At 75.7% G+C, this 22,836-nt stretch carries 7 protein-coding genes; all 7 read right to left on the bottom strand.

All coding sequences use genetic code 11. The features are described 5' to 3' along the window. Position 1: 1 nt before the first annotated feature. The 7 genes from ACSU53_RS06985 to ACSU53_RS07015 are packed head-to-tail and all read right to left on the bottom strand — an operon-like array spanning position 2 to position 22,819. Complete coding sequence (locus tag ACSU53_RS06985) at positions 2-2,143, bottom strand: condensation domain-containing protein (protein ID WP_437025635.1); 2,142 nt, start codon at positions 2,141-2,143, stop codon at positions 2-4. Beyond that, complete coding sequence (locus tag ACSU53_RS06990) at positions 2,140-6,393, bottom strand: AMP-binding protein (protein WP_437025637.1); 4,254 nt, start codon at positions 6,391-6,393, stop codon at positions 2,140-2,142. Before ACSU53_RS06990 ends, ACSU53_RS06985 begins: the two co-directional genes overlap by 4 nt. A gap of 54 nt (positions 6,394-6,447) precedes the next feature. Continuing rightward, on the bottom strand, positions 6,448-7,290 hold the full coding sequence (locus ACSU53_RS06995; protein WP_205079402.1) for a homoserine O-acetyltransferase/O-succinyltransferase family protein: 843 nt from the start codon (positions 7,288-7,290) through the stop codon (positions 6,448-6,450). Next, positions 7,287-11,270: a non-ribosomal peptide synthetase gene (locus ACSU53_RS07000; protein ID WP_437025639.1), complete on the bottom strand. Its 3,984-nt coding sequence runs from the start codon at positions 11,268-11,270 to the stop codon at positions 7,287-7,289. The genes ACSU53_RS06995 and ACSU53_RS07000 overlap by 4 nt, the downstream gene beginning before the upstream one ends. Before the next feature lie 13 nt (positions 11,271-11,283). Continuing rightward, the gene (gene glyA / locus ACSU53_RS07005) at positions 11,284-12,633 is read right to left on the bottom strand and encodes a serine hydroxymethyltransferase (protein WP_437025641.1); all 1,350 of its coding nucleotides are present in this window, start codon (positions 12,631-12,633) and stop codon (positions 11,284-11,286) included. 20 nt (positions 12,634-12,653) lie between these two features. After that, positions 12,654-16,547, bottom strand: coding sequence for a condensation domain-containing protein (locus ACSU53_RS07010; RefSeq protein WP_437025643.1), 3,894 nt, complete (start codon positions 16,545-16,547; stop codon positions 12,654-12,656). A gap of 11 nt (positions 16,548-16,558) precedes the next feature. After that, positions 16,559-22,819, bottom strand: coding sequence for an amino acid adenylation domain-containing protein (locus tag ACSU53_RS07015; RefSeq protein WP_437025645.1), 6,261 nt, complete (start codon positions 22,817-22,819; stop codon positions 16,559-16,561). Between the last annotated feature and the right edge of the window lie 17 nt (positions 22,820-22,836).

Here is a 22,836-nt window from a genome sequence, read left to right on the forward strand (position 1 = left end):
CTCAGTCGTCGCCCAGGCTGACCTCCTCCAGGGCGAGCAGCAGCTCCGCGTGGTCCACGTCCGCCGTGCCGGAGGCCGCGCCGCCGTCGGCGAGCAGCTCCTCCAGGACCTCGGCGCACCGGTCGAGCAGGGCTCGGACCTCCTCGGCGGGGTGGACCTCGGGCGAGAACTTCACGGCGAGTTCCAGTTCGCCGTCCGCGACGACGGCAGCCACGTCGATCAGGTAGTGCCGCTCCCCCTCCGGGCTCGCCTCGGCGCCCAGCGAACCGGGCACGGCGGCGAACAGCGCGTCGGGCTCGGGTCCCGCGCCGTCGAAGAAGCCCAGGTAGTTGTAGCTGACCTGGCGCTCCGGCACGGAGAGCAGCGGGTGACCGGCGGGGCAGGCGCCGCCGTACCGGAGCAGGCCCCACTCCTGGTCCCTGCCGCGCAGCCCGTCGAGCTCCCTGCGTACGCGGGAGACGGCCGCCGCGGGGACGGCGCAGCCCGAAAGGTCGATCCGGACCGGCGCGATGGCCGTGAACCAGCCGACGGTGCGCGAGAGGTCCACGGGCGCCTGCGCGTCGAGCCGGCCGTGGCCCTCCACGTCGAGGGCGAGGGAATCGGTGCCGGCCCAGCGGGCGAGAGTCCAGGCGACGGCGGTCAGCAGCACCTCGTTGACGCTGTTCTCACCGAGCCGGTCGAGCAGCTCCGCAGGCAGGCGGCGGGCGAGGATCTCGGTGTCCTTCTCCAGCAGCGGCCGGTCCGGCGCGCCGGGCAGGGCGCCCCAGCCGGGGGTGAGCCGCGCGGCCCAGGCATCCGCCCGCGCCGGGTCCAGCCGCCCGGCGCGGCGCTTCATGCCGCGCGCCCAGGGCAGGAACCCGACGGTGGGCGGCGGCAGCTCGGGCGCCGCGCCGCGGGCGCGGGCGTCCAGGAGGAGCCGCAGGTCCTCCTCGATGATCCGCCAGGAGACGCCGTCCACCGCCGCGTGGTGGATCACCAGGACCAGCACGGAGCGGGAGCGGTCGGCGGCGCGCAGCAGGGCGGCGCGGACCAGGGGCCCGTCCTCGGCGCCGACCTCGCGGTGCAGGGCGGGCTCGGCCGCCTCCGCCGCCGCGACGGGGTCCTCGCCGGGCGCCAGCTCGCGGGCATCGAGGCGGAGGCTGCCCTCGACCGGTTCTCCGGCGACGAGCTGCCAGCCGTCGGGGCCGTGGGCCAGGCGCATGCGCAGCGCGTCGTGCCGTTCGACGAGCGCGGTCAGGGCGGCTTCGACGGCGTCCGGGCCCGGCTCGGCGCCGACGTGGTAGCGCATGCTCATGGTGAGGTGGTCGCGGATCTGGCGGCGGTCGGCCTTCTCCAGCCACCAGCCGAACACCGGCGGGACGGCCACCCGCTCGACCGGGCCGGAGTCGGCCTCGTCGGGGGCCAGGCCGGCCGGCCCGTCGCCCTGCGCGAGGTGCGCGAGGAGTTCGGCCGCCGTCTTGTGCTCGAAGAGGTCCAGGGGGCTGAACCGGAAGCCGCGCTCGGCGGCCCGGGCGACCACCTGGATGGCCCGGATGGAGTCGCCGCCCGCCGCGAAGAAGTTGTCGTCGGGGCCGACCTCGTCGGTGCCGAGCACATCCCGGAACACGGCGAGCAGCGCCTCGACGTGGTCCGCCGCGACGGCGGTGGCCGGTGCGGCCGACGCGGCGGCGCGGGTCGTGCGCACCCGCGCCGGGTGGACGCCGACGGCGGCGGCGACGCGGGCCGCGTCCGCGCCGTCGGCCTCGACCTCGTACCCGACCGCGCCGAAGGGCAGCAGCGCCGCGACGGCGCCGCCGGACGCGGTGAGTCCGATGAGCAGCCGGTCCTCGGCGGACTCCAGGGCCGTGTGCAGCGAGGCCAGACCCTGGGCGGGGGTGAGGGAGGCGAAGCCGCGCCGCCGCGCCAGCTCCGTCACGGCGGCGGGCGTCCCCGACGCCAGGCCGACCTGCTTCCACATGCTCCAGTCGAGGCACAGCCGGGTACGGCCGGTGCGGCGGGCGCTGTACGCGGCGTGCGCGGCCTGGTAGGCGCAGGCACCGGCGTACTCGGTGAAGCCCACGCCGCCGAAGAAGCTGTTGACGGAGCTGAAGACGACGAGCGGGGTGTCGCGGCCGTCGAGCGCCGCGTCGAGGGCGTGGCTCATCCGGATGCGCGCCTCGGCACGGGCGAGAGCCGCCGGGCCGTGTCCTCGTCGGGCTCGGCGAGGGCCTCCAGCTGCTCGCTCACCGAGCCCTCGCCGGCCAGCTGGAAGACCCCGTCCAGGGGGCCCCAGTCGGCTTCGGCGGCGTCGACGGCAGCGCGCAGGGCGTCGGCGTCGGTGGCGTCCAGGCGCACGTGGCGCAGCTCGCCGCCGGGCGCGGTCTGGTCCGCGAGGTAGGTCAGCGTCGCGCCGCGCGCGTCGCCCGGACCGGCCGGCCCGCGTCCGGCTACGGCCACCCGGGCGCCGAAGCGGCGGAGCAGGTGCTGTGTGAGGTGGGCGCCGACACCGCCGAGGCCGCCGACGACCAGGTACGCGCCGTGCTCGCGCAGCACCCGGCGCGGCTCGGCCGGGATGGCCGGCGCGTCGAGCGGGCGCAGGCCGCGCACCAGCCGGGTGCCGTCCCGGTGGGCGACCTGCCCCGTGCCGCGCAGGGCGCACTCGGTGAGCAGGGCCTCGTCGGTGGCGCCGTCGACGAGGGCGACGCGCAGCCGGGGGTGCGACTGGGCGAGGCTCTCTGCGACGCCGGGCAGCGCCGCGTGCGCGATGTCCGGCTCGGTGCCGGTGACGGCGAGGGCCGCGCGGGTGGCGAGCACCACGGCGGGGGGTTCGGGCAGCCGGGCGGCGGCCCGCAGGAGCGCGGTCCACGCGGACTGGGCCTCGCGCAGGGCGCGCACGGCGGTGTCGGCCGGGCTCTCCCCGGAGGCCGGCGTCCCGGCGGGCCGGGTGTTCCAGCGGGCGTCCACCACGGCGTCAAGGCCGTCGAGGCGCTGGGCGGCGTTCTCCAGCAGCGCGTGGACGTCGTCCGTACGGTCGGCGCGGAAGCGGCAGCGGCCCTCGGCGTCGAATCCGGTGAAGGGGGCGCCCGGTTCGGCGGTCAGCACCGTGCCCTGGGGGGCGGCGCCGCCGATCCACAGCACGCGGGGGGCAGCGGTTCCTTCCGGGGCCGCGATCGGGCGCCACTCCGGTACGAAGTGCCAGGCGGGCACCGTCGTGCGGTTCCCGAGTCCGCCCGCGCGGCGCAGCGTGATGCGGTCGGCGAAGTCGCCCGCCTGGAAGCCCTGCGCGAGGACCGGGCGGCGGATCTTGCCGATGGCGGTGCGCGGCCAGTCGTCCGGGCCGATCTCCACCAGGGCCACCGGGCGCAGGCTGTGCTCCGAGATCAGGGCGGCCTCGACGGCGACCGGGTCGGCGGCGCCGGGCGTGGTCGGGCTGTAGAAGACCACCAGGTCGTCGGTGACGGCGTCGGGCTGGCGGACCGGGACGGCGGCGCAGCAGCCCTGGCGGACCCCGGGGACGCTCTCGACGGCGTTCTCCAGGGCGCGGGCAGCGTAGTTGAGGCCGTTGATGATGAGGACATCCTTCTCGCGGCCGGTGACGACGAGGCTGCCGTTCACCATGAAGCCGCAGTCGCCCATGCGCAGCCAGCCGTCCTCGGTGAACGCCTCCGCGTCGGCCTCGGGGTTGCGGTAGTAGCCGTTCATGACCTGGAGGCCGCTGACCTCGATCCGGCCGCCGACGCCCTCGGGGCAGACCTGGCCCTCGGCGTCGACGACCCGCAGCGCGAGGCCCGCCATCGGGGTGCCCACCTCGGCGAAGGGGCTGCCCTCGCCGGGCAGGGCCCGCTGCACGGGGCGGTCCAGGCTGGTGTCGCTCAGCCAGTGCACGTACGCCCGGCTGCCGGCGACGAGGTTGTGGGCGCCGATGACGGCGGAGCTGGTCTCCGTCATGCCGAAGACCGGCTTGATGACGTCGGGGCGCAGGCCGTGCGGGGCGAGCAGGGCCAGGAAGCGCTGGTTGCCCTCGTGGGTGACCGGTTCGCCGCCGTTCTCCCAGACCTTCACCGGGCTGAGGTCCCAGGAGCCCGCGGCGATCTTCTCGGCCTGCTCGTTGATCAGGTTGAAGCCGAAGTTGGCCATCCAGCTGATGGTCACCCGGTACCGGTCCATCAGGTCGAGGATGCGGGTGGGGTCGGCGAGCACCCAGCCGGTGTCCGCGTGGACCTGCTCGTTGGCCAGGCACAGGTCGCGCACGTGGTGCTGGACCAGGCCGCCGACGTGGTCCACGCCCAGCCAGTTGAGGGACACCTCGTCGGCGAGGGAGAACTCGTTGCGGATGGACTCAGCGAGGCTCACGAGGTTCCGGTGCGAGAGGGCGACGCCCTTGGGCGCGCCGGTGCTGCCGGAGGTGAGGATCATCAGCGCCGGCGAGCGGGGCGCGGCCTCCTCGGCGGGCAGCGGTTCGTGGCGCCGCGCCTCCTCCAGGGTGAGCAGGTCGGCGGTGAGGCCGCGCCGCCGGAGGACCCCGGCCGTGACGTCCTTCTGCGCCTCGGTGGTCAGGACGGTGTGGCCGGTGAGCATCGTGTCGGGGCCGAGCAGGTGCCATAGCGGGTTGCCCGCGGCGTCGTACGGGGTGGCGGGGGTGAGCGGCACGGGCAGGACGCCGAGCAGGACGCAGGCCCAGACGCCGACGAAGATGTCGCCGGCCGCCGCGGCGTGGACGATCACCTCGTCGCCGTGGCCGAGGCCCCGGGCGCGCAGGTGGGTGGCGACCCGGGACGCCTGGTCGAGGAGTTCGGCGTAGCTGAGCCGGTGCTCCCTGCCCTCGGCGTCGACGAGAGGGATGCCGCGGTCGGTCGCGGCGGCCTTGCGCAGCCGGTCGACCAGGTCGTCGGCGGGCGGGGCGAGTTCGGGTCCGCGCGCCTCGGCCGGGCGAATGGCCGGGTAGCGGCCGCCACTGGTGACGAAGCCGTCGGGGAGCGCCAGTTCCTCGTCGCCGGCGGCCACGGGGACGCTGCGCAGCCGTACGGGCGCGCCGTCGGCGGCCAGGTCGCGGGCGGCGCGCTCCAACTGGAGGTCGTCCGGCGGCGCGCCGGCGGCGAGCCGGGCGGTGTCCACGCGGCCGTCGGCGTCGCGGGGCACGGTGGGCACCCGGCAGCCGCTGAGCGGCGCCGCCCACTCCGGGAGGGCTCCGGCGAGGCGCGTCAGAGCCGTCCGGTCGGGGCCCTCACCGGGGGCGCACACCACCAGGCGGGCCTGGTCGGTGCCGGTGTCGCGGGCGACGAGCGCGGCGTCCGCGAGCCCGGCGGCCGTCAGGGCGCGGGCGGTAGCGGCCGGGGAGAGCAGGCGCCCGGCGAAGCGCAGGGCGTCCAGCGGGCGGGTGTCGAACTCGATGGTGCCGTCGCTGCGCTTGCGGGCCCGGTACGGGGTGACGACCCGGCGCTCGCCGGGCTCGGTCACCACCGCCGCGTACAGCTGCGCGAGGTCGTCGGCGACCACGGGCAGCCGTCCGGCGAGGGCGAGCAGCCCCCAGGTGTTGGTCGGCAGGGACCGTCCGGCCGGGGTGCAGACCCGGTGCCGCCCGGGGACCTCGCCCCGGTGGGCGCCGTCGTTGTCGGCGGGGTGGGCGCGGGTGACGGCGAGGACGTGGTGGTCGCCGAAGCCGTGGGTCGTCGTGTCGTCGGTGGGGGCGGGACCTGCGCCCCAGGTGACGCGGTGGGCGTAGGCACCAGGCGCGGCGAGCGCCGGTTCGGCGGCGAGGAGCGCGGCCGGGCAGGCGAGGACGGTGCGCCCGCCGGTGTCCGCCTCCGCGTCCGGGCCTGCGCCCTCGACCGCGGCGGCCCGCAGGGTGATGCGTTCCGTGCCGCTCAGCCATGCCTCCAGGACCAGCGGGAGCCAGGCGTCCACCCGCCAGTCGGCCAGGACCAGCAGGTGTCCCGTCCGTCCGGCGGGGAGCCGCAGGCGGTCCAGGGAGCCGGCCGGGTGGGCGACGCAGCCCGTCAGCTCCGCCGACACGAGGAGCGCCGCGTCGGTGAGTACGGGCTCCTCCTCGCGGGCACCGCCCGCCGCGTGCCCGGCGGGGTCCCCGGCCCGGACCGACCGGCCGGCGACGTCCAGGACGAGGCGGGTCGCGCCGTCCGCCGTGGCCGGGCCCGTGCCCGGCACGCCGCCGGCGAGCCAGACCGCGAGGCAGCCGACCGCGACCTCCGCGGGCCCGGCCGCGGCGACGTGGACGGGCTCGCCGTGGCGCACCCCGTGCTCCGCGAGCGGCTTCAGCAGCCCGTCGGTCCAGTCGGCGAGCGCCTCGCCGCTGTACGTGCCGGCCGCCGCCGAGGAGCCGCGCGCACGCAGCGCCGCGAGCACCTCTCCGGCCGGTGCGGAGGCGTCGATGGCATCTTCGAAGGGGTGGAACGACACTGCGGGCTCACTCCTCGGGTCGGGCTCGTACGAAGGCGGTGCGGGGGCGGAGGGTCAGGCAGCCGCGGTGCGCAGCGCCCGCCTGCGGGCGGCGGCCTGCTCCAGCCAGGCGGCGAAGAAGGCGCGGTTGTTGGCGCGCCAGCGGTTCACCGGGTGGTGGGGGTCGTAGTTGACCGGGACGGGCGGCTGCTGTCCCTTCTTCCGCGCGTTGAAGTACTCCTCGGCCAGCCGCTCGGTGGGGTAGTCCTGATGGCCCTGGAGCATCAGGTAGGCGCCGTCGGCGGAGACGACGGTCGTGTGGCCGGACTCCTCGGACCAGTCGAGGGGGACGAGACGGCCGTCGGCGACGGCCTTCGCGAAGCCCTTCGGCTCCATCTGCGCGTACCGGCTCTGCGGAAGCCAGTAGCGGTCGTCCAGTCCTCGCATGAGGGGGTGCTCGGGGGCGATGTTGGTCATCTCGATGACACCGGAGATCTTGGCCGAAAAGTGTTCCTTCTCCAGATCGAAGAAGACCTTCCCGACGACCTGGGCGCCCCAGCACACCCCGGCGATGGAACCGACGCGCCCGTCGGCGTCCCGCAGGGTCTCGACGACCTCGTCCCAGTAGGTGGCGGCGGTGAAGTCCGGGTTGATGTCCATCGCCGCGCCGGTGAGGAGCAGGGCGTCGCAGTCCTCCAGGAGGGACCCGTCGTAGAAGTGGTGGGTGGCGGCGAGGATCTCCTGGTCGCTGCTGCGGTAGGGGTGGTTGCGCACCCGCAGCCAGCGCACGTCGGTGCCCGCGGGCAGCACCTGGGCCATGTAGTCGAGGTAGACCTCGGCCTGCGGCATCAGGTTGAGGACGGCGAGGCGGCGGGCGGGCGGCGCGTCGGCGGCCGGGTCGAGCGGCGCGGTGGTCACTGGGACACCTCCGTGGTGGTCGCGGCGGATCGGGCGGGGGCGGCCGGGCGGGCGGCGGCGACGAGCTGGTCGGCGACCAGGTCCGCGTGGCCGCGGACGAAGTAGTGGTCGCCGGGCAGGACGACGAGTTCGTGGCGCGGGGCGAGCAGGCCCCAGCCGCGCCAGCCCTCGGCGTACCCCTCGGTCAGCGGGTCGTCCTCGCCGATGAGGCAGGTCAGCGGGGTGCGGAGCAGGCCGTCGGGGCGCTGGGCGACCTGGTCGAGCGCCTGCCTGAAGTACCGCCTGGCCTCGGTGCCGTCGTGCCGCAGGAGCCGTCCGATCGTCTCGGCCTCGTCGTCGTCGAGGTCCTCGAAGCCGCCCAGCTCGGCGAAGGAGCGGGCGAGTTCGCGGTCGGTCAGCTCGGCGAACGGGTCGTCGGCGAGGGCGTCACCGGCGGTCGGCGGGTAGGAGGCGGCCACCACGAGGTGCCGTACGTCCAGGCCGTCCTCCTCCAGGAGGCGGGTGATCTCGGTGGCGAGGGCGACGCCGCCGCAGTGCCCGTACACGAGGATCGGGCGGTCCTTGAGGTCGCGGGCGGCCTCGGCGACGGCCCGGGCGACGGCGGGGACGCTCTGCAGCTGCTCGTCGCCGCCGTCGTGCTCGTGGCCCGGGAGGCGCACGGCGTGGACGGCGAGCCGACCGGCGAGGGCGTCGGCCAGCGGCTGGTAGACACCGGCGTGGCCGCCGCCGTAGGGCACGCAGATGACGGCCGGCGTGTCCGGCGCGGGCTCGGTGGCGGCGCCCAGCCCGACCAGGGGGCCGGTGTCGTCGCCGGCCTTGCCGAGGTGGTCGGCGAGGGCGCGGACGCTGCGGTACTGGTACAGCGCGGTGATGGGGATCGCGTGGCCGGGGACGCGGCAGGCGCGCAGGGCCTTCAGGGAGTTGCCGCCCATGTCGAAGAAGCTGGTCTCGACGTCGAGTTCGGACGCGTCGACGCCGAGGACGCCTGCCCAGTGCCCGGCGATGGCCGTCTCCAGCGGGGTGCCGGGGGCGGCGCGCCGGGTGCCGGCGGCCCTGAAGCGGGGGGCGGGCAGCTCGCGCCGGTTGACCTTGCCGTTGGCGGTCAGCGGCAGGCGTTCCAGCCGTACGAACGCCTCGGGGACGAGGTGGTCGGGCACGCGGCGGCGCAGCCAGGCACGCAGCTCCGCGTGGAAGGCGGCCTGCCCCTCCTCGTCGTCCCGCGCGCGGTGGCCGGCGGCGGGCACCACGTATGCGGCCAGGCGGCGGTCTCCGGCGTCGTCCGCGGGAGCGGCGACCAGGCAGGTGTCCACGCCGGGGTGCTCGCGCAGGACGGACTCGATCTCGCCGAGTTCGATGCGGACGCCGCGGATCTTCACCTGGAAGTCGATCCGGCCGAGGAGCTCGATCGTGCCGTCGGGGCCGAAGCGGGCCAGGTCGCCGGTGCGGTAGAGCCGGTCGCCCGGCCGGTCGGACCACGGGTGGGGGATGAACTTCTCGGCGGTGAGCGCGGGCCGGTCCAGGTAGCCGGCGGCGACGCCGACGCCGCCGAGGCACAGTTCGCCGGGGACGCCGACGGGCGCCGGCTCCATCCGCTCGTCCACGATGTACGCGGTCTGGTTGGCCATGGGCCTGCCGTACGGGATGCTCCGCCAGGCGGGGTCGACGGCGCCGACGGGGTACGTGACGGAGTCGACGGACAGCTCGGTGGCGCCGCCCGCGCTGACGACGCGGGCCGCGGGGAAGGAGGCGCGGACCCGGTCGGGCTGGGTCAACGGGATCCAGTCGCCGTCCAGGACGGTCAGCCGCAGCGTGCCGGGGCGCGGGCCGCGCTCCTCGGTGACGTCCAGGAGCGCGTCCATGAGGGCGGGGGCGGAGTGCCACAGGGTGATGCCCTCGCGTTCGACCAGGTCCAGCCAGTGGTCGGGGTCCTTGGCCCGTGCGGGCTCGGGCAGGACGAACACGCCGCCCGCGTTGAGGCTGCAGAACAGGTCGCAGACCGAGATGTCGAAGCTCAGCGACGAGACGCACAGTGTGCGGTCGTCGGGGCCCATGCCGAAGGTCCGGCAGTAGTCCTCGATGTTGTTGACCCGGCCGCGGTGGTCGAGCATCACGCCCTTGGGGCGGCCGGAGGAGCCGGAGGTGTAGATGACGTACGCGAAGTCCTCCGGCGACACGGTCAGCCCGAGGGGCGTGGCGGGCTCCGCGGCGACGACGGCGGCGTCCTTGTCGAGGGCGAGCCACGGCAGGTCGAGCCGGCCCGCCACGTCCGCGCCGCTCCCCCAGGTGACGAGGGCGCTCAGGCCCGCGTCGTCCACCATGTAGGCGATGCGCTCGGCGGGGTAGGCGGGGTCGAGCGGGACGTAGGCGGCGCCGGCCTTCATGATGCCGAGGATGCCGGCGACGGTCGCCGTGGACTTGTCGGTGCACAGGCCGACGCGGTCGCCGGGGCGGACGCCGAGCGCGACGAGCCGGTGCGCGACCTGGTTGGCGCGCGTGTCGAGTTCGGCGTAGGTGAGGCGGCCGTCCCCGGCCACGACGGCGGTGGCGTCCGGCCGGACGGCGGCCTGGTGCTCGGCCAGCCCGTGGAGGGTGCGGTCGAGGTCGAAGTCGGCGGCCGTGTCGTTCCAGCAGCGCAGGACGAGCTCGGCGTGCTCGCCGGCCACGGTCGGGATCTCGCCGACGGTCCGGTCCGGCGCGCTCCCGAGGCATTCGACCAGGCTGCGGAGCTGGTCGAGCATCGTCTCGGCGACGGTGTCGTCCAGCCGGTGGCGGTAGTAGCTGAGGACGAGCATGACCTCGTCGCCGGGGAAGGCGCGGACGGCGACGGGGTAGTTGGTGGGGCCGCTCCAGCCGTAGTCGGTGAGGCGGATGCCGCCCCAGTCCTCGTTGTGGCCGTCGTCCAGGGGGTAGTTCTGGAAGCTGAGCAGCGTCTCGAAGAGCGGTTTGCCGCGCTCGACGTCCGACAGCTCCTGCACCCGCGCGAGGCCGGTGAACTGGTGGGCCTGGAGGCGGAACAGGTCCCGCTGGATGTCCTCCAGCCAGTCGCCGACGCGCTGGGCCGGATCGATGCGCACGCGCAGCGGCACGGCGTTGATGAAGAGGCCGACCATCTGCTCGACACCGGTCAGCTCGGGCGGCCGACCCGCGGTGGTGGACCCGAAGAGGACCTCCTGCTCACCGCTGTAGGAGCCGAGGAGGCGGGCCCACGCGGCGTGCGCGAGGGCGCTGAGGGACACGCCGAGCCGGGCGCACTGCTGCTGGACGGCGGCGCTGGTGGCGTGGTCGAGGGTGGCCGAGAGGGTGACCTCGACGCCGCCGCCCTCGTGGACGCCCTCGCCCCGGTCCACGGCGAGCCGGGTGGGGGCGTCGAAACCGCGCAGGTAGGTGCGCCAGAAGTCCTCGTCGGCGGCCGAGTCGCGCTCGCCGAGGTATCGGATGAAGTCCCCGAAGGGCCGCGCCGGTTCGAGGGAGAGCGGGCGGCCCTCGCCGACAAGGGAGGCGTAGCAGCCGAGGACCTCGTGGAGGATCAGGCCGAAGCTCCAGCCGTCGAGGAGGACGTGGTGGTGGCTCCACACGAACCGGTGCGTCGTGTCGCCGGTCCGGCGGGCGATCAGGCGCATCAGGGGCGCCTTGGCCATGTCGAAGCCGCGCTGCCGGTCCTCTTCGAGGAGCTGCTGCCAGGCGTCGTCGGCGTCGGGCCGGCCGCGCCAGTCCGCCCAGTCAAGGGTGGTGCGGACGGTGCGTCCGACGACCTGGAGCGGCTCCTTCAGCCGCTGCCAGGCGAAGGCGGTGCGCAGGATGGGGTGGCGGTCCAGGGCCCAGTTCCAGGCGTCCTCGAAGGCCGCCCGGTCGAGTTCGCCCTCGATGGTGCAGCGGATCTGCTCGAAGTAGGTGGGCTCGCCCGGCCGGCTGAGGGTGTGGAAGAGCAGGCCCTGCTGGAGGGGGGAGAGCGGGTAGGCCGCCTCGACGTTCTTCGCCATGTGAACTGTGCCCCTAGAGGTTCTCGGTGGCCGTGGCATACGGCAGCGGGAAGTCCCGGCAGAGTTCCCGGACGGAGGAGACGACCTGCTCGCGGACCTCGCCGGGCAGCTCGCTCCCGCCTCCGGGCAGGGTGCGGGCGTGGGTGAGCACGGTGTCGATGAGGGAGGCGCAGCGTTCCATCTGCTCCGGACCCATGCGTCGCAGGGCGACGGTGTTGCTGCCGAGGCGGACCCCGCTGGCGACGGTGGCGCCGCGGGTGTCGCCTGGGATCTTGTTCTTGTTGACGAGGATGTGGCAGGACTCCAGGGCCCGCTCGGCGGCGAGCCCGTTGAGGTGCGGTGGCACGCGGAAGAGCACGATGTGGTTGTCGGTGCCGCCGCCGATCACCTCGTAGCCGCGCCGGGAGAGGGCGGCGGCGAGGGCGTCGGCGTCGGCGCGGATCCGCCCGGCCAGCTCCTTGAACTCGGGCTGGAGCAGACGTCCCATGGCGCGTGCCTTCGCGGCGATGGTGTGCACCTCGGGCGAGCCCTGCATGAGCGGGAAGACCGCGCTCTGGACGAGCTGGGAGAGGCTGCGGTTGCTGCCCTCCGGGATGTGGTCGGCGTCGCGGCCCATCATGATGAGGCCGCCGCGCGGGCCGTAGAGCTGCTTGAAGGTGCAGGTGGTGGTGAAGTGGGCGGCGTCGATGGGGCTGGGGTGCAGCCCGGCGGCGACCAGCCCGGCGATGTGGGTGATGTCGGCGAGGACGGACGCGCCGACCTCGTCCGCGATCGCGCGGATGCGGTCGAAGTCCACGACGCGGGTGTAGGACGTGGTGCCGCAGACGATCAGCTTGGGCCGGTGCACCAGGGCGAGTTCGCGCAGCTGCGCGTAGTCGATCAGGCCCTTCTCGTCGAGGCCGTAGGCGCGGACGTCGAAGAGCTTGCCGCTGAGGTTGACGGGTGAGCCGTGGGTGAGGTGGCCGCCCTGGTCGAGGGCCATGCCGAGGATGGTGTCGCCGGGCTTCAGCAGTGCCTGCATCACGGTGTGGTTGGCGAAGCTCGCGCAGTGCGGCTGGACGTTGACGTATCGGGCGCCGAAGACCCGCTTGGCGCGCTCCACGGCCAGTTCCTCCGCCTGGTCCACGTACTGGCAGCCGGCGTGGTAGCGCTTGCCCGGGTAGCCCTCGGCGGTGACGTTGACGATGCTGGAGCCGACGACGGCTATGACCGAGGGGTCGGTGCCGCCGCTGGACGCGACCAGGGAGAGCGTCTCCGTCTGGCGCGTGTGCTCCCGTTCGAGGAGGTCGAAGAGCTCCGGGTCGTCGCGGCGGAGCGTGGCGACGCCCTGTCCCAGAGTGCTCCCGATGTGACTGTCGTACATGTCCGTCTCCTCAGGTCCCGTCACCATGCGGCGTCGTCGAGCAGGTCGTGGATGGATGCTTGCGGTCGGCCGAGGCCCGCTTCGGCGAGGGCCAGCCAGTCCTGGCGGAAGCCCTTGACGGTGGCCTCGTCGAACAGCGCCGTGCGGTAGGCGAGAATCCCGCCGAGCCCCCCGTCGGCCTCCCACAGGACGGCCGACACGTCGAACCAGGCGACGGAGCCGTCCTGGCCGGCCGGGCGCATCGGCAGGTCGCCCAGGCGCAGGCGGGCGCCGTCGCCCGGTTCGCCGCCGGACTGGAAGGACAGCACGGTCTGGACGAGCGGCGGCCGGGAGGCGTCACGGGCCACGCCCAGCTCCTCGACCATCGCGTCGAAGGGGTGGCGCTGGTGGGTGAAGGCACCCGCGAGCGCATCGCGCACCCGTGCGAACAGTTCGGCGAAGGCGGGGTCGCCACTGGCGTCGATCCGTATCGGGAGGGTGTTGATGAAGCAGCCGAGGAGGGATTCCGCCTCGGCCCGGTGGCGGCCGGCCACGGGCGCCCCGACGAGGAAGTCCTCGGACTGCGTCAGCCGGGCCAGCCACGCCGCGTACGCCGTCATCAGCCAGGCGTAGAGGGTGCCGCCGTGGGCGCGGGCCGACTCCCGCATCCGGGCCGTCGTGCCGGCCTCCACCCGTACGGGCAGCCAGGCGCCCGCGTAGTCCTGCTGGGCGCCGTACGGGCGGTCCGTCGGCAGGTCCAGCGTGGTGGGGGCGCCGGCCAGCGCCTCCCGCCAGTGGCGGGCGTCCTCGGCCCGGGCGGGCGTGCCGTCGAGGCCGTGCTCCCAGGCCGCCCAGTCGGCGAACTGGAGCCGGTCGCCCCGGCCGGGCGGGGTGCCCCCGGCCCGGAGCGTCGCGTAGTCCCGGGTCAGCTCCTCCAGCAGCAGGTTCATCGACCACTCGTCGCAGATCGCGTGGTGCAGGACGAGCTGGAGGTGCGAGCGGCCGGACCCGGTCAGCAGCAGCGCGCGGGCGGCGCCGGGGCGCGCCAGGTCGAAGGGGCGGGCGGCGTGCTCCCGCAGCAGCGCGTCGGCGTCCAGGCCGGGCGTGACGGCGTCGCGCGCCTCGAACTCCCAGCCGCCGTCGGGCTCCACACGCTGCACGAGGGTGCCGTCCTCCAGGACGAGCCGGGTGCGCAGCACGTCGTGGCGGGCGGCGAGGCCGTCCAAGGCGCGGCGCAGCAGTTCCGCGTCGACGGGCCCGTCCAGGGTGTACGCGGTGGACACGTTGTAGGCGCCGGACCGGGCGTCGAGCTGCTGGAGCAGCCACATGCGCCGCTGGGAGTGGGTGGCGGGGGCGTGGTCGCGGGCCGGGTCGTGCACCGGGCCCCGGGGCGCGGCGTCGTCCTGCTCCGGCGGGGCGTCGACGGCCGACTCCGCCAGGTAGGCGGCGAGTTCCCGCAGGCGCGGGTGGTCGTGGACGACGTCGAAGGGCAGATCGTGGCCGAAGTCGCGCTCGACGGCGTTGCCGAGCTGGACCTGCATCAGGGAGTCGCCGCCCAGGTCGAAGAAGTCGTCCTCGCGGCTGACCTGCTCGGTTTCGAGCAGGTCGCACCAGATGGCGGCGAGCTTGAGCTCGGCGTCGGTGCCGTCGTCCTCGGCGAGCCGCGACACCTCCTCGGAGGCGTGCGCCGCCGGGACTGTCTCCGCAGGCGCGGTCCGGGGTTCCGCGCCGGCGGCGGCGCGCGGGCGGGGTTCGGTCCAGCAGCGGACGGGTTCGAACAGGTCCGTCGGCACGGAGGCCCGCCGCCCGTACCCGCCCAGGAAGCGCACCCCGCGGGCCCAGTCGAGGTCCGCCCCTGCCTCGTACAGGGCGGCGAGGACGGCCAGGAGCCGGTCGCGCGGGTCCTGTCCCGGTGCGGTGGCCGCGTCGACGAGGACGCCCCGGTGGCGGCGCGCCAGTTCGGAGGTGAGCCGGGCCAGGCGGCCGGGCCAGGGCGCGACGAACACCGGGTCGCCCTGGGCGCCGATGGTGGCGAAGGCGGCCTCCGTGCGCTGGGCGTCCGGGTCGGCGACCGGCTCCGGGACGGCGGGTCCGCGGGCCGCGCCGAGCGGGTCGGTCTCGCCGCGCAGCAGGTCCACGAGGAGGTTGCCGCTGCCGTGCCCGATGACGATGCGGTCGGGTACCCCGGCCTCGAACAGGGCCCGTACGGGGAGCAGGCGGTCGACCAGCCGTTCCGCGGCGTCCCGCTCGGCGGCGGTCGGCTCGGCGGCGGCGACCCCGGCGGTGCGTTCGGCGCGCCAGTCGGCGAGCGCCGGGAAGGCACCGGTCCAGGCGGAGGCCGCGCCCGGTTCGGTGGCGTCCTCGTGGGACAGCAGTGTGACCAGCGCGGTGGCGTCCGGCGCGTGGCTGACCGGGGCGGCGCCGGAGGCCAGCCGCTCCAGCGCCTCGGCGGCCTCCTCGGGCGTGGCGGCGGTGACGCTGGCCCGCCAGCGTTCGTGGTCGCGCCCGGTGGCCTGCACGAAGGCCAGGTCGGCGAGGGCCGCGGGCTCGGGGTGGGCCCGCAGGTGGGCGGCGAGCCGGGCCGCGTGGCGGCGCAGGGCCGTCTCGCCGCGCGCGGAGAGCGGCACCAGGAGCCGGCGGTCCCCGGCGGGGGTCTCGCGGGGCGCGACCGGCGCCTGCTCCAGGACGAGGTGCACGTTGGTGCCGGTCAGGCCGAAGGCGCTCACTCCGGCGCGGCGCTGCGCGACACCCTCCCAGGGTTCGGTGCGCGTCGAGAGGCGCAGGGCCGAACGGCTCGTGTCGAGCAGCGGGTTGGGCTCGGTGAAGTGGGCGGAGGCGTAGCGGCGTCCGGAGCGCAGCGCCACCACGGCCTTGAGGAGTCCGGCCGCGCCCGCCGCCGAGTCGAGGTGCCCGATGTTGGACTTGACGGAGCTGAGGACGCAGAAGCCGGTGCGTTCGGTGCGGCGGGCGAAGGCCGCGGTGAGGGCCTCGAACTCGATGGGGTCACCGAGCCGGGTGCCGGTGCCGTGGGCCTCGATCAGGCCGAGGGAGTTGGGGTGCACGCCGGCGGCCCGCCACGCCTCCAGGAGCAGCTCCTCCTGGGCCCGGGCGCTGGGCGCGGCGAAGCCGTTGCTGCGGGCGCCGTCGTGGTTGGCGGCGCCGCCGAGGATGACCGCGTGGACCGGGTCGCCGTCCTCCTCCGCGCGGGCGAGGGTCTTGAGCAGGAAGACCGCGCCTCCCTCGCCGAGGCCGGTTCCGTCGGCGGCGGCGTCGAAACTGCGGGCCCGGCCGCCCGGGGAGACGATGCTCTCGCTGCCGGGGGCGGTCGGCTCGGGCGGGCTGCACAGGACGCGCACACCGCCGGTGACGGCCCAGTCGGCCTCGTCGTACGCGAGCCTGCGGCAGGCCTCGTGCACGGCGGCGAGCGTGGACGAGCAGGCCGTGTCCACGGTGAGGGCGGGGCCGCGCAGGTCGAGCAGGTGGGCCACCCGGCCGGCCTGGGCGGCAGGGAGGAGCCCGGTGATCAGGGGCGCGGCGGCCGGGCCGATGAGCTCCGAGTAGGTCTCGCGGCCGGTTCCGAAGATCACCGCCGTGCGGCTGCCGCGCAGGTCGGACAGGGCGCGGCCGGCGTCCCAGACGGCCTTGCAGGTCAGTTCGAGCAGGAGCCGCTGCTGCGGGTCCATCTGCCGGGTCTCGCGCAGGGAGAGCCCGAAGAAGGCGTGGTCGAAGGTGTCCACGCGGTCCAGGAGGGCCGCCTCCGACAGAGGGGTGCCGGGAGCGGTACCCGCGTCGCGGCGCCGGTCCGCGGGGACGGGGCGCACCAGGTCGGCGCGGTCCTCCAGGAGGGCGGCGAACCGGTCCAGGTCGCCGCCCCCGCCCGGGAGGGCCGCGGCGATGCCCACGATGGCGATGGGCTGGGCAGGGGCATGGTCCATGTCGGGCCTCATCAGAGTCGGAAGCTGAGGTCGGCGGCGGCCGGCGCGGCGGCGCCGGTCTCTTCCAGGGCGCCGGCGATGGCGGAGACGGTGTTGAGCCGGAAGAGGTCGACGAGCCGGATCGCGCCTGGGTAGCGGGTGTCGAGGCGTTCGTGGAGCCGCGTCAGGGTCAGGGAGGTGCCGCCGACCGCGAAGAAGGTGTCCTCCCGCCCGATCTCGGTGTCGGGCAGCAGCTCCCGCCAGATCGCGGCGATCTCCTGCTCCAGCGGCCCGCGCGGGGGCGCGGCCGGTGCAGTGCGGTGGCGCCTGCCCTCGGCGACCCGCGCGAGGGCCTTGCGGTCGAGCTTGCCGTTGCCGGTGAGGGGGAACGCGTCGAGCCGGTCCAGCCAGGCGGGGACCATGTAGCCGGGGAGCCGGGCGGCGAGCGCGTCGCGCAGCGCCCGGGGGTCGAGGTCCGCCGGGCCCGCGACGAAACCGACGAGGTGCCGGTCCCCGCCGTCACCGGCGACGAGGACGGCCGCGTCGGCGATCCGGGGGTCGAGTCCGGCGAGGGTGCGTTCGATCTCGCCGGGTTCGACGCGGATGCCGCGCAGTTTCACCTGGTCGTCCACCCGGCCGAGGAACTCGATCTCGCCGTCGGCGGTGAGCCGGGCCAGGTCGCCGGTGCGGTAGAGGCGTTCGTCGGGGGTGCGGGGGTGCGGGTGGGGCACGAACTTCTCGGCGGTCAGCCCCGGCCGGCCCAGGTAGCCGCGGGCCAGGCCCTGGCCGCCGAGGTGCAGTTCGCCGGGCACGCCGGGCGGCAGCACGTTGAGCGCGGCGTCCATGACGTACGCCTCGGCGCCGGGGAAGGCGCGGCCGATGCTCGGGGAACGGCCGGGCGGCAGGCCGGCGCAGTCCTGGACGGTACCGCAGACGGTGGCCTCGCTCGGTCCGTACGCGTTCCACAGGTGGACCGTGCCGCCCCAGCGCTGCGCGAGTTCCGCGGGGAACGCCTCGCCGGCGAGGACGAGGTGGCGCAGGCTGCCGGGGAGGGTGCGCAGCATGGCGAGATTGGACGGCGGCATCGTGAGGTGGGTGATGGACCGCTCGGCGAGGGTCTCCTCCAGCGGGGTGCCGGGCAGCAGCCGGTCGGGGTGGGTGAGGTGGAGGCAGGCGCCGGTGAGCAGGCCCATGACGCACTCCCACACGGAGGCGTCGAAGGAGTACGGGGCGTACTGCAGGACGTGGGAGCCGGGTCCCGCGCCGAACGCCTCGCGGTGCAGGTCGCGCAGCTGTGCCAGGCCGCGGTGGGTGAGGAGGACGCCCTTGGGGGTGCCGGTGGAGCCGGAGGTGTAGATGACGTACGCGAGGTGCTCCGGCGTCGTGCCGCGGGCGGCGCCGTCGAGCGGCGCGGCGGCTGCGTCGGACGGCTCGTCCACGCGCACGGCCGGCAGGGTGTCCGGGAGCCGGCCGGCGAAGTCGGCGTCGGTGATCCGCAGCCGTACGCCGGCGTCGCGGGCGATCCACTCCATGCGCTCGGCGGGCAGGGCCGGGTCGAGGCAGAGGAACGCGGCCCCCGCCTTGGCGACGGCGAGCAGCGCGGTCACGGAGGCGCGGGAGCGGGGCAGGACGATGGCCACCCGGTCGTCGGGGCGGACGCCGTGGGCGGTGACGCGGGCGGCGAGCAGTTCCGCGGCCCGGTCGAGCTCGCGGTACGTGAGGACGCCGTCGTCGTCCCGGAGGGCGGGCGCGTCGGGGTGGGCGGCGACCCGCTCTGCGAAGAGGTCCGGGAGGGTCGCCGGGACCGGGGTGGCCGCGGGGCGGCCCCGGTCGAGGGCGGCGCGCTCCCGGGCGGGCGTGCTCAGCGGCAGCCCGTCGAGGGGCGCGTCGGCGTTCCGGCCGGCCGCGTCGAGGAGGGTCTCGAAGCAGTCGGCGTAGCAGGCGACCGTGTCGGCCTCGAAGAGGTCGGTGCGGTAGTCCCAGGTGGCGTGCCAGCCGTCGGCGTCGCGGCCCACCATGAGCGTGACGTCGTACTGGGTGGCGACGGGCGGCACGTCGAAGCGGGCGGTCTCCAGGCCGGGGACGCGCGGCGGGAGGAGCACGGTGGAGTCGAGGACGAACATCGTCTGGAAGACGGGCGTGTGCTCGAGGGTCCGCTCGGCGCCGAGGGCGGCGACCACCAGCTCGAAGGGCGTCTGCTGGTGGGCGAAGGCGGTCAGGCACTCCTGCCGGCTCTGCTCCAGCAGGGCGCGGTAGGACGGCGAGTCGCTGTGGTCGCTGCGCAGGGCCAGGGTGTTGAGGAGGCAGCCGACGAGGTCCTCGGTGCCCGACTGGTCCCGGTTGGCGATGGGCGTGCCCACGACGACGTCGTCCTGCCCCGACAAACGGGACATCAGGCCCTGGTAGAGGGCGAGGACGGTCATGAAGGGGGTGGCCCCGGCCTCCCGCCCGAGGGCCAGCAGGCGCTCCACGGCCTCGTCGGAGAGCCTGCGGGTGAGGCGGGCACCCCGGTAGGAGACCGCCTCGGCCGGCGGGTGGTCGAAGGCGAGCCGCAGCCGCTCGGGCAGGTCCGCGAGCCGTTCCTGCCAGTGGGCGAGGTCGCGGCGGGCGACGGCCGGGCGGTCGAGGTGGCGGCGCTGCCAGGTGCCGTGGTCGAGGACGGACAGCCGGTGCCCGCCGGACGGCTGCCGCGCGCCGGCGGCGTAGTCGCGGAACAGCTCGTCGAGGAGGAGCCGCAGGGACCAGGCGTCGGCGACGACGTGGTGGATGACGAGAGCGACGACTTGGCGGACGCGACCGTCAGGCGCGGGCGGCTCCTCGACGAGCAGCCAGCGCGCCGGGGCCTCGGTCGCCAGGTCGAAGGGCTCGGCGAGGGCGTCGCGCAGCAGGCGGGCCGTGGTGTCGTCGCCGTCGGACGCGAGGACGCGGGCCGTGGTCCGCTGGTGGTCGACGGCCCACTGGCGCAGGGCGCCGTCGGGGCCCCGGTCGATCCGCAGCCGCAGCGCCTCGTGGCGGGTGGTCAGGGCGTCCAGGGCCCGGTCGAGCGCGGCGCGGTCGAGGGGGCCGGTGGTGCGGACGGCGACACCGACGTTGAGCATCGGGCTGCCGGGCCGCAACTGCTCGACGAGCCACATCCGCTCCTGGGCGAAGGAGAGCGGGGCGTGGCCCCGGCCCTCCCGGCGGCGCAGCGGCGGCAGGGCGGCCTCCCGGGCGAGGGCGCCGTCGACGTGGGCGGCGAGGGCGCGGACCGTGCGGTGGCGGAAGACGTCGCCGAGCACGATCTCCGCGCCCAGCCGGTCCCGTACGGCCGTCATCAGGCGCATCGCGAGGAGGGAGTGGCCGCCGAGGGCGAAGAAGTCGGCGTGCGGGCCGAGCGGGCCGCTGCCGGTCAGGCCGGCCATCAGGAGAGCGACCTCGCGCTCGGTGGCGGTGGCCGGCTCGGCCGCCTCGCCGGTGTCCTGGGCGGGGTCGGGCAGCGCGGCGCGGTCGATCTTGCCGTTGGCGTTGAGCGGGAACGCGTCGAGTGGCACCCAGTGGCCGGGGACCATGTACGCGGGCAGTTCGGCGGTCAGTGCGGCGCGGACGGCCGCCGGGTCGGCGCCGCCGGTCCAGTAGCAGACGAGGTGCGGGGTGCCGGCGACCTCGCGCGGCACGACGAGGGCCTGGGTGACGCCCTCGACCTCGCGGGCGCGGCTCTCGATCTCGCCCGTCTCGATGCGGAACCCGCGCAGCTTGACCTGGTGGTCGTAGCGGCCGAGGTAGCGCAGCTCGCCGCTCTCGGTGGTGCGCACCCGGTCGCCGGTGCGGTACATACGGGCGCCGGGGACCCCGCCGAAGGGGTCGGGCAGGAAGCGCTCGGCGGTGAGGCCGGGGCGGTCCAGGTAGCCCTGGGCGACGCCGAGGCCGCCGAGGAAGAGCTCGCCGTCGGCCCCCGGGGGAACGGGGGTGAGCCGGGAGTCGAGGACGTACGCGTTGGTACCGGCGACCGGCAGGCCGATCAGCGGCTCGTCGGCACTGTCGCGGGGAACCTCGTGCCAGGTCGAGTAGGTGGTGTCCTCGGAGGGGCCGTACAGGTTGAGCAGCCGGGCCCGCGGGCAGCGCGCGTGGACGGCGTCGGCGAGGGTGCGGGGCAGCGCCTCACCCGCCAGGTTGACGACGCGGACGTCCGCCGGGAGGGCGTCGGCGCGCAGCAGCTCCGTCATGGCGGACGGCACGGTGTTGACGAGGGTGGGGGCGGTGCCGGGCTGCTCGGCGAGCTGGAGGGCGTTGTCGACGAGGCGCAGCGAGCCGCCCGTGGCGAGCGGCAGGAAGATCTCGAAGACGGACAGGTCGAAGCTGACGGAGGTGCCCGCGAGGACCACGGCCAGGTCCTCCGGGGTGAAGTGGTCGCGGGCCCAGCCGAGGAAGGCGCGCAGAGCGCGGTGCGGGATGGCGACGCCCTTGGGACGGCCGGTGGAGCCGGAGGTGTAAATGAGGTACGCGATCCGCTCGTCGTGGGCCGGGACGGCGTCGGGCAGGCCGTCGACGGGCGGCACGGTGGTGACGTCGAGCAGCGGGCCCGCGTCCCCGGGCAGGACGTCGCGGGTCTCCGGCTGGGTGAGGACGAGGCGGCAGCGCGCGTCTCGGGCGATGAAGCGCAGCCGCTCGGGCGGGTATCCCGCGTCGAGCGGTACGTAGGCGGCGCCGAGCCGGATCACCGCCATCAGCGCGGCGACCAGGTCGGGCGTACGGCGCAGGCAGACGCCGACGAAGTCGCCGGGGCCGACGCCGGCGTCCCGCAGGGCGCTCTGCACGGCGCCGACGCGGGCGGCGAGCCCGGCGTAGTCGAGGGCGTCGTGGCCCGTCCACACGGCGGGGGCGGCGGGCCGCTCCGCGGCGTGCCGGGCGAAGGCGGCCACCGGGTCGACCGGGTCGGGGGCCGGGGCGAGCCGCCGCGACGGGGCGAGCAGCGCCCGGTCGGCGAGCGTGTCGAAGGCCGGAGCGGCGACGGGCGCGTCCGGCGTGGCGACCATCGTCTCCAGGATCTGCCGCCAGTGCTCCAGCATCCGCGCGGCGGGCGCGGCGCCGAGGGTGTCGGCGCGGTACTCCAGGGCGGCGAAGGTGCCGTGCTCGGGCTCCCCGCCGTCGGCGCCGACGAGCCGCCCCTGATCCACCTGGAGGAGCAGGTCGAACTTGGTGTGGTGGTGGTCCACGGGCAGCCGCGCGGCCTCCACGCCGGGCAGCTCGGGCAGCGGCATGTCGTCGGGCTGGACCACCAGCAGGGCCTGGAGCGGCAGTTCGCCGAGCCGGGCGGCGAGCTGGTCCAGCGGCACGTCGGCGTACGTGTAGGCGTCCAGGGCGGCGTCGCGTACGCGGGCGACCAGCGCGTTCCAGTCGTCGTCCGCGCCGATCCGGACGCGCAGCGGCAGCGTGTTGACGAAGAGGCCGTACGTGGCGTGGGTGGCGGCGTCCCCCCGGCCGGACTCGGGCAGCCCGAACACCACCTCGTCCTGCCCGGTCCAGCGGGAGAGGAGGGCGGCGTACGCGGCGGCGTACAGCATGAACAGCGTGGCCCCGCACTCGGCGGCGTACACCTCGACCCGCTTGACGAGTTCGTCGGGCAGCCGGCCACGGTGCACGGCGGCGGGGGCCGGCTCGGTGGCGGTGGCGGTGGTGAGGGGCAGGTCGAGGGCGAGCGGCGCGCCGGACAGCGCGGCGGCCGCCGCGTCGAGCCGGTCGGCGTGGCCGGGTGACGCGAGCCTGCGGCGCTCCTCGGCGACGGCCTCGCGGTAGTCGCCGGGCGGCTGCTCCCAGCGGACGTGCTCGGCGCCGTCGACGAGCTGGCGGTAGGCCGACGCCAGTTCGTCGAAGAACAGCTCGGCGGACCAGCCGTCGGTGACGATGTGGTGCACGGCGAAGGCGAGCACCCACTCGTCCCCGCCGAGGTCGAGGAGGGCCGCCCGGTGGAGCGGGCCGCTTGCGAGGTCGAAGGGGACGGCGGTCTGCTCGGCGAGCCACCGGGACACCCCGTCGCGGGGCACGGCGTGCCGGGCGAGCCGGAAGGGCTGCTCGGCCGCGGGCACCACGCGCTGCGCGGGCTCGCCGTCGCGCGTGAGGAAGACGGCGCGGAGCTGGTCGTGGCGGGCGACGACCGCGGCGAGCGCGCGTTCCAGGGCGTCCGGGTCGAGCCCGCCGCGCAGCCACACCGCCTCGGTGACGGTGTAGGCGCGGCTGTCGGGGTGCCGCTCCTGGAGGAACCACAGTCGCTGCTGGGCGCTGGTGGTCGGGAAGGGGGTGGTCACGTCAGGGTTCATGGCTGGGCGTCCTCGGT

This window comes from Streptomyces sp. enrichment culture, assembly GCF_964273255.1.
Lineage (GTDB): Bacteria > Actinomycetota > Actinomycetes > Streptomycetales > Streptomycetaceae > Streptomyces.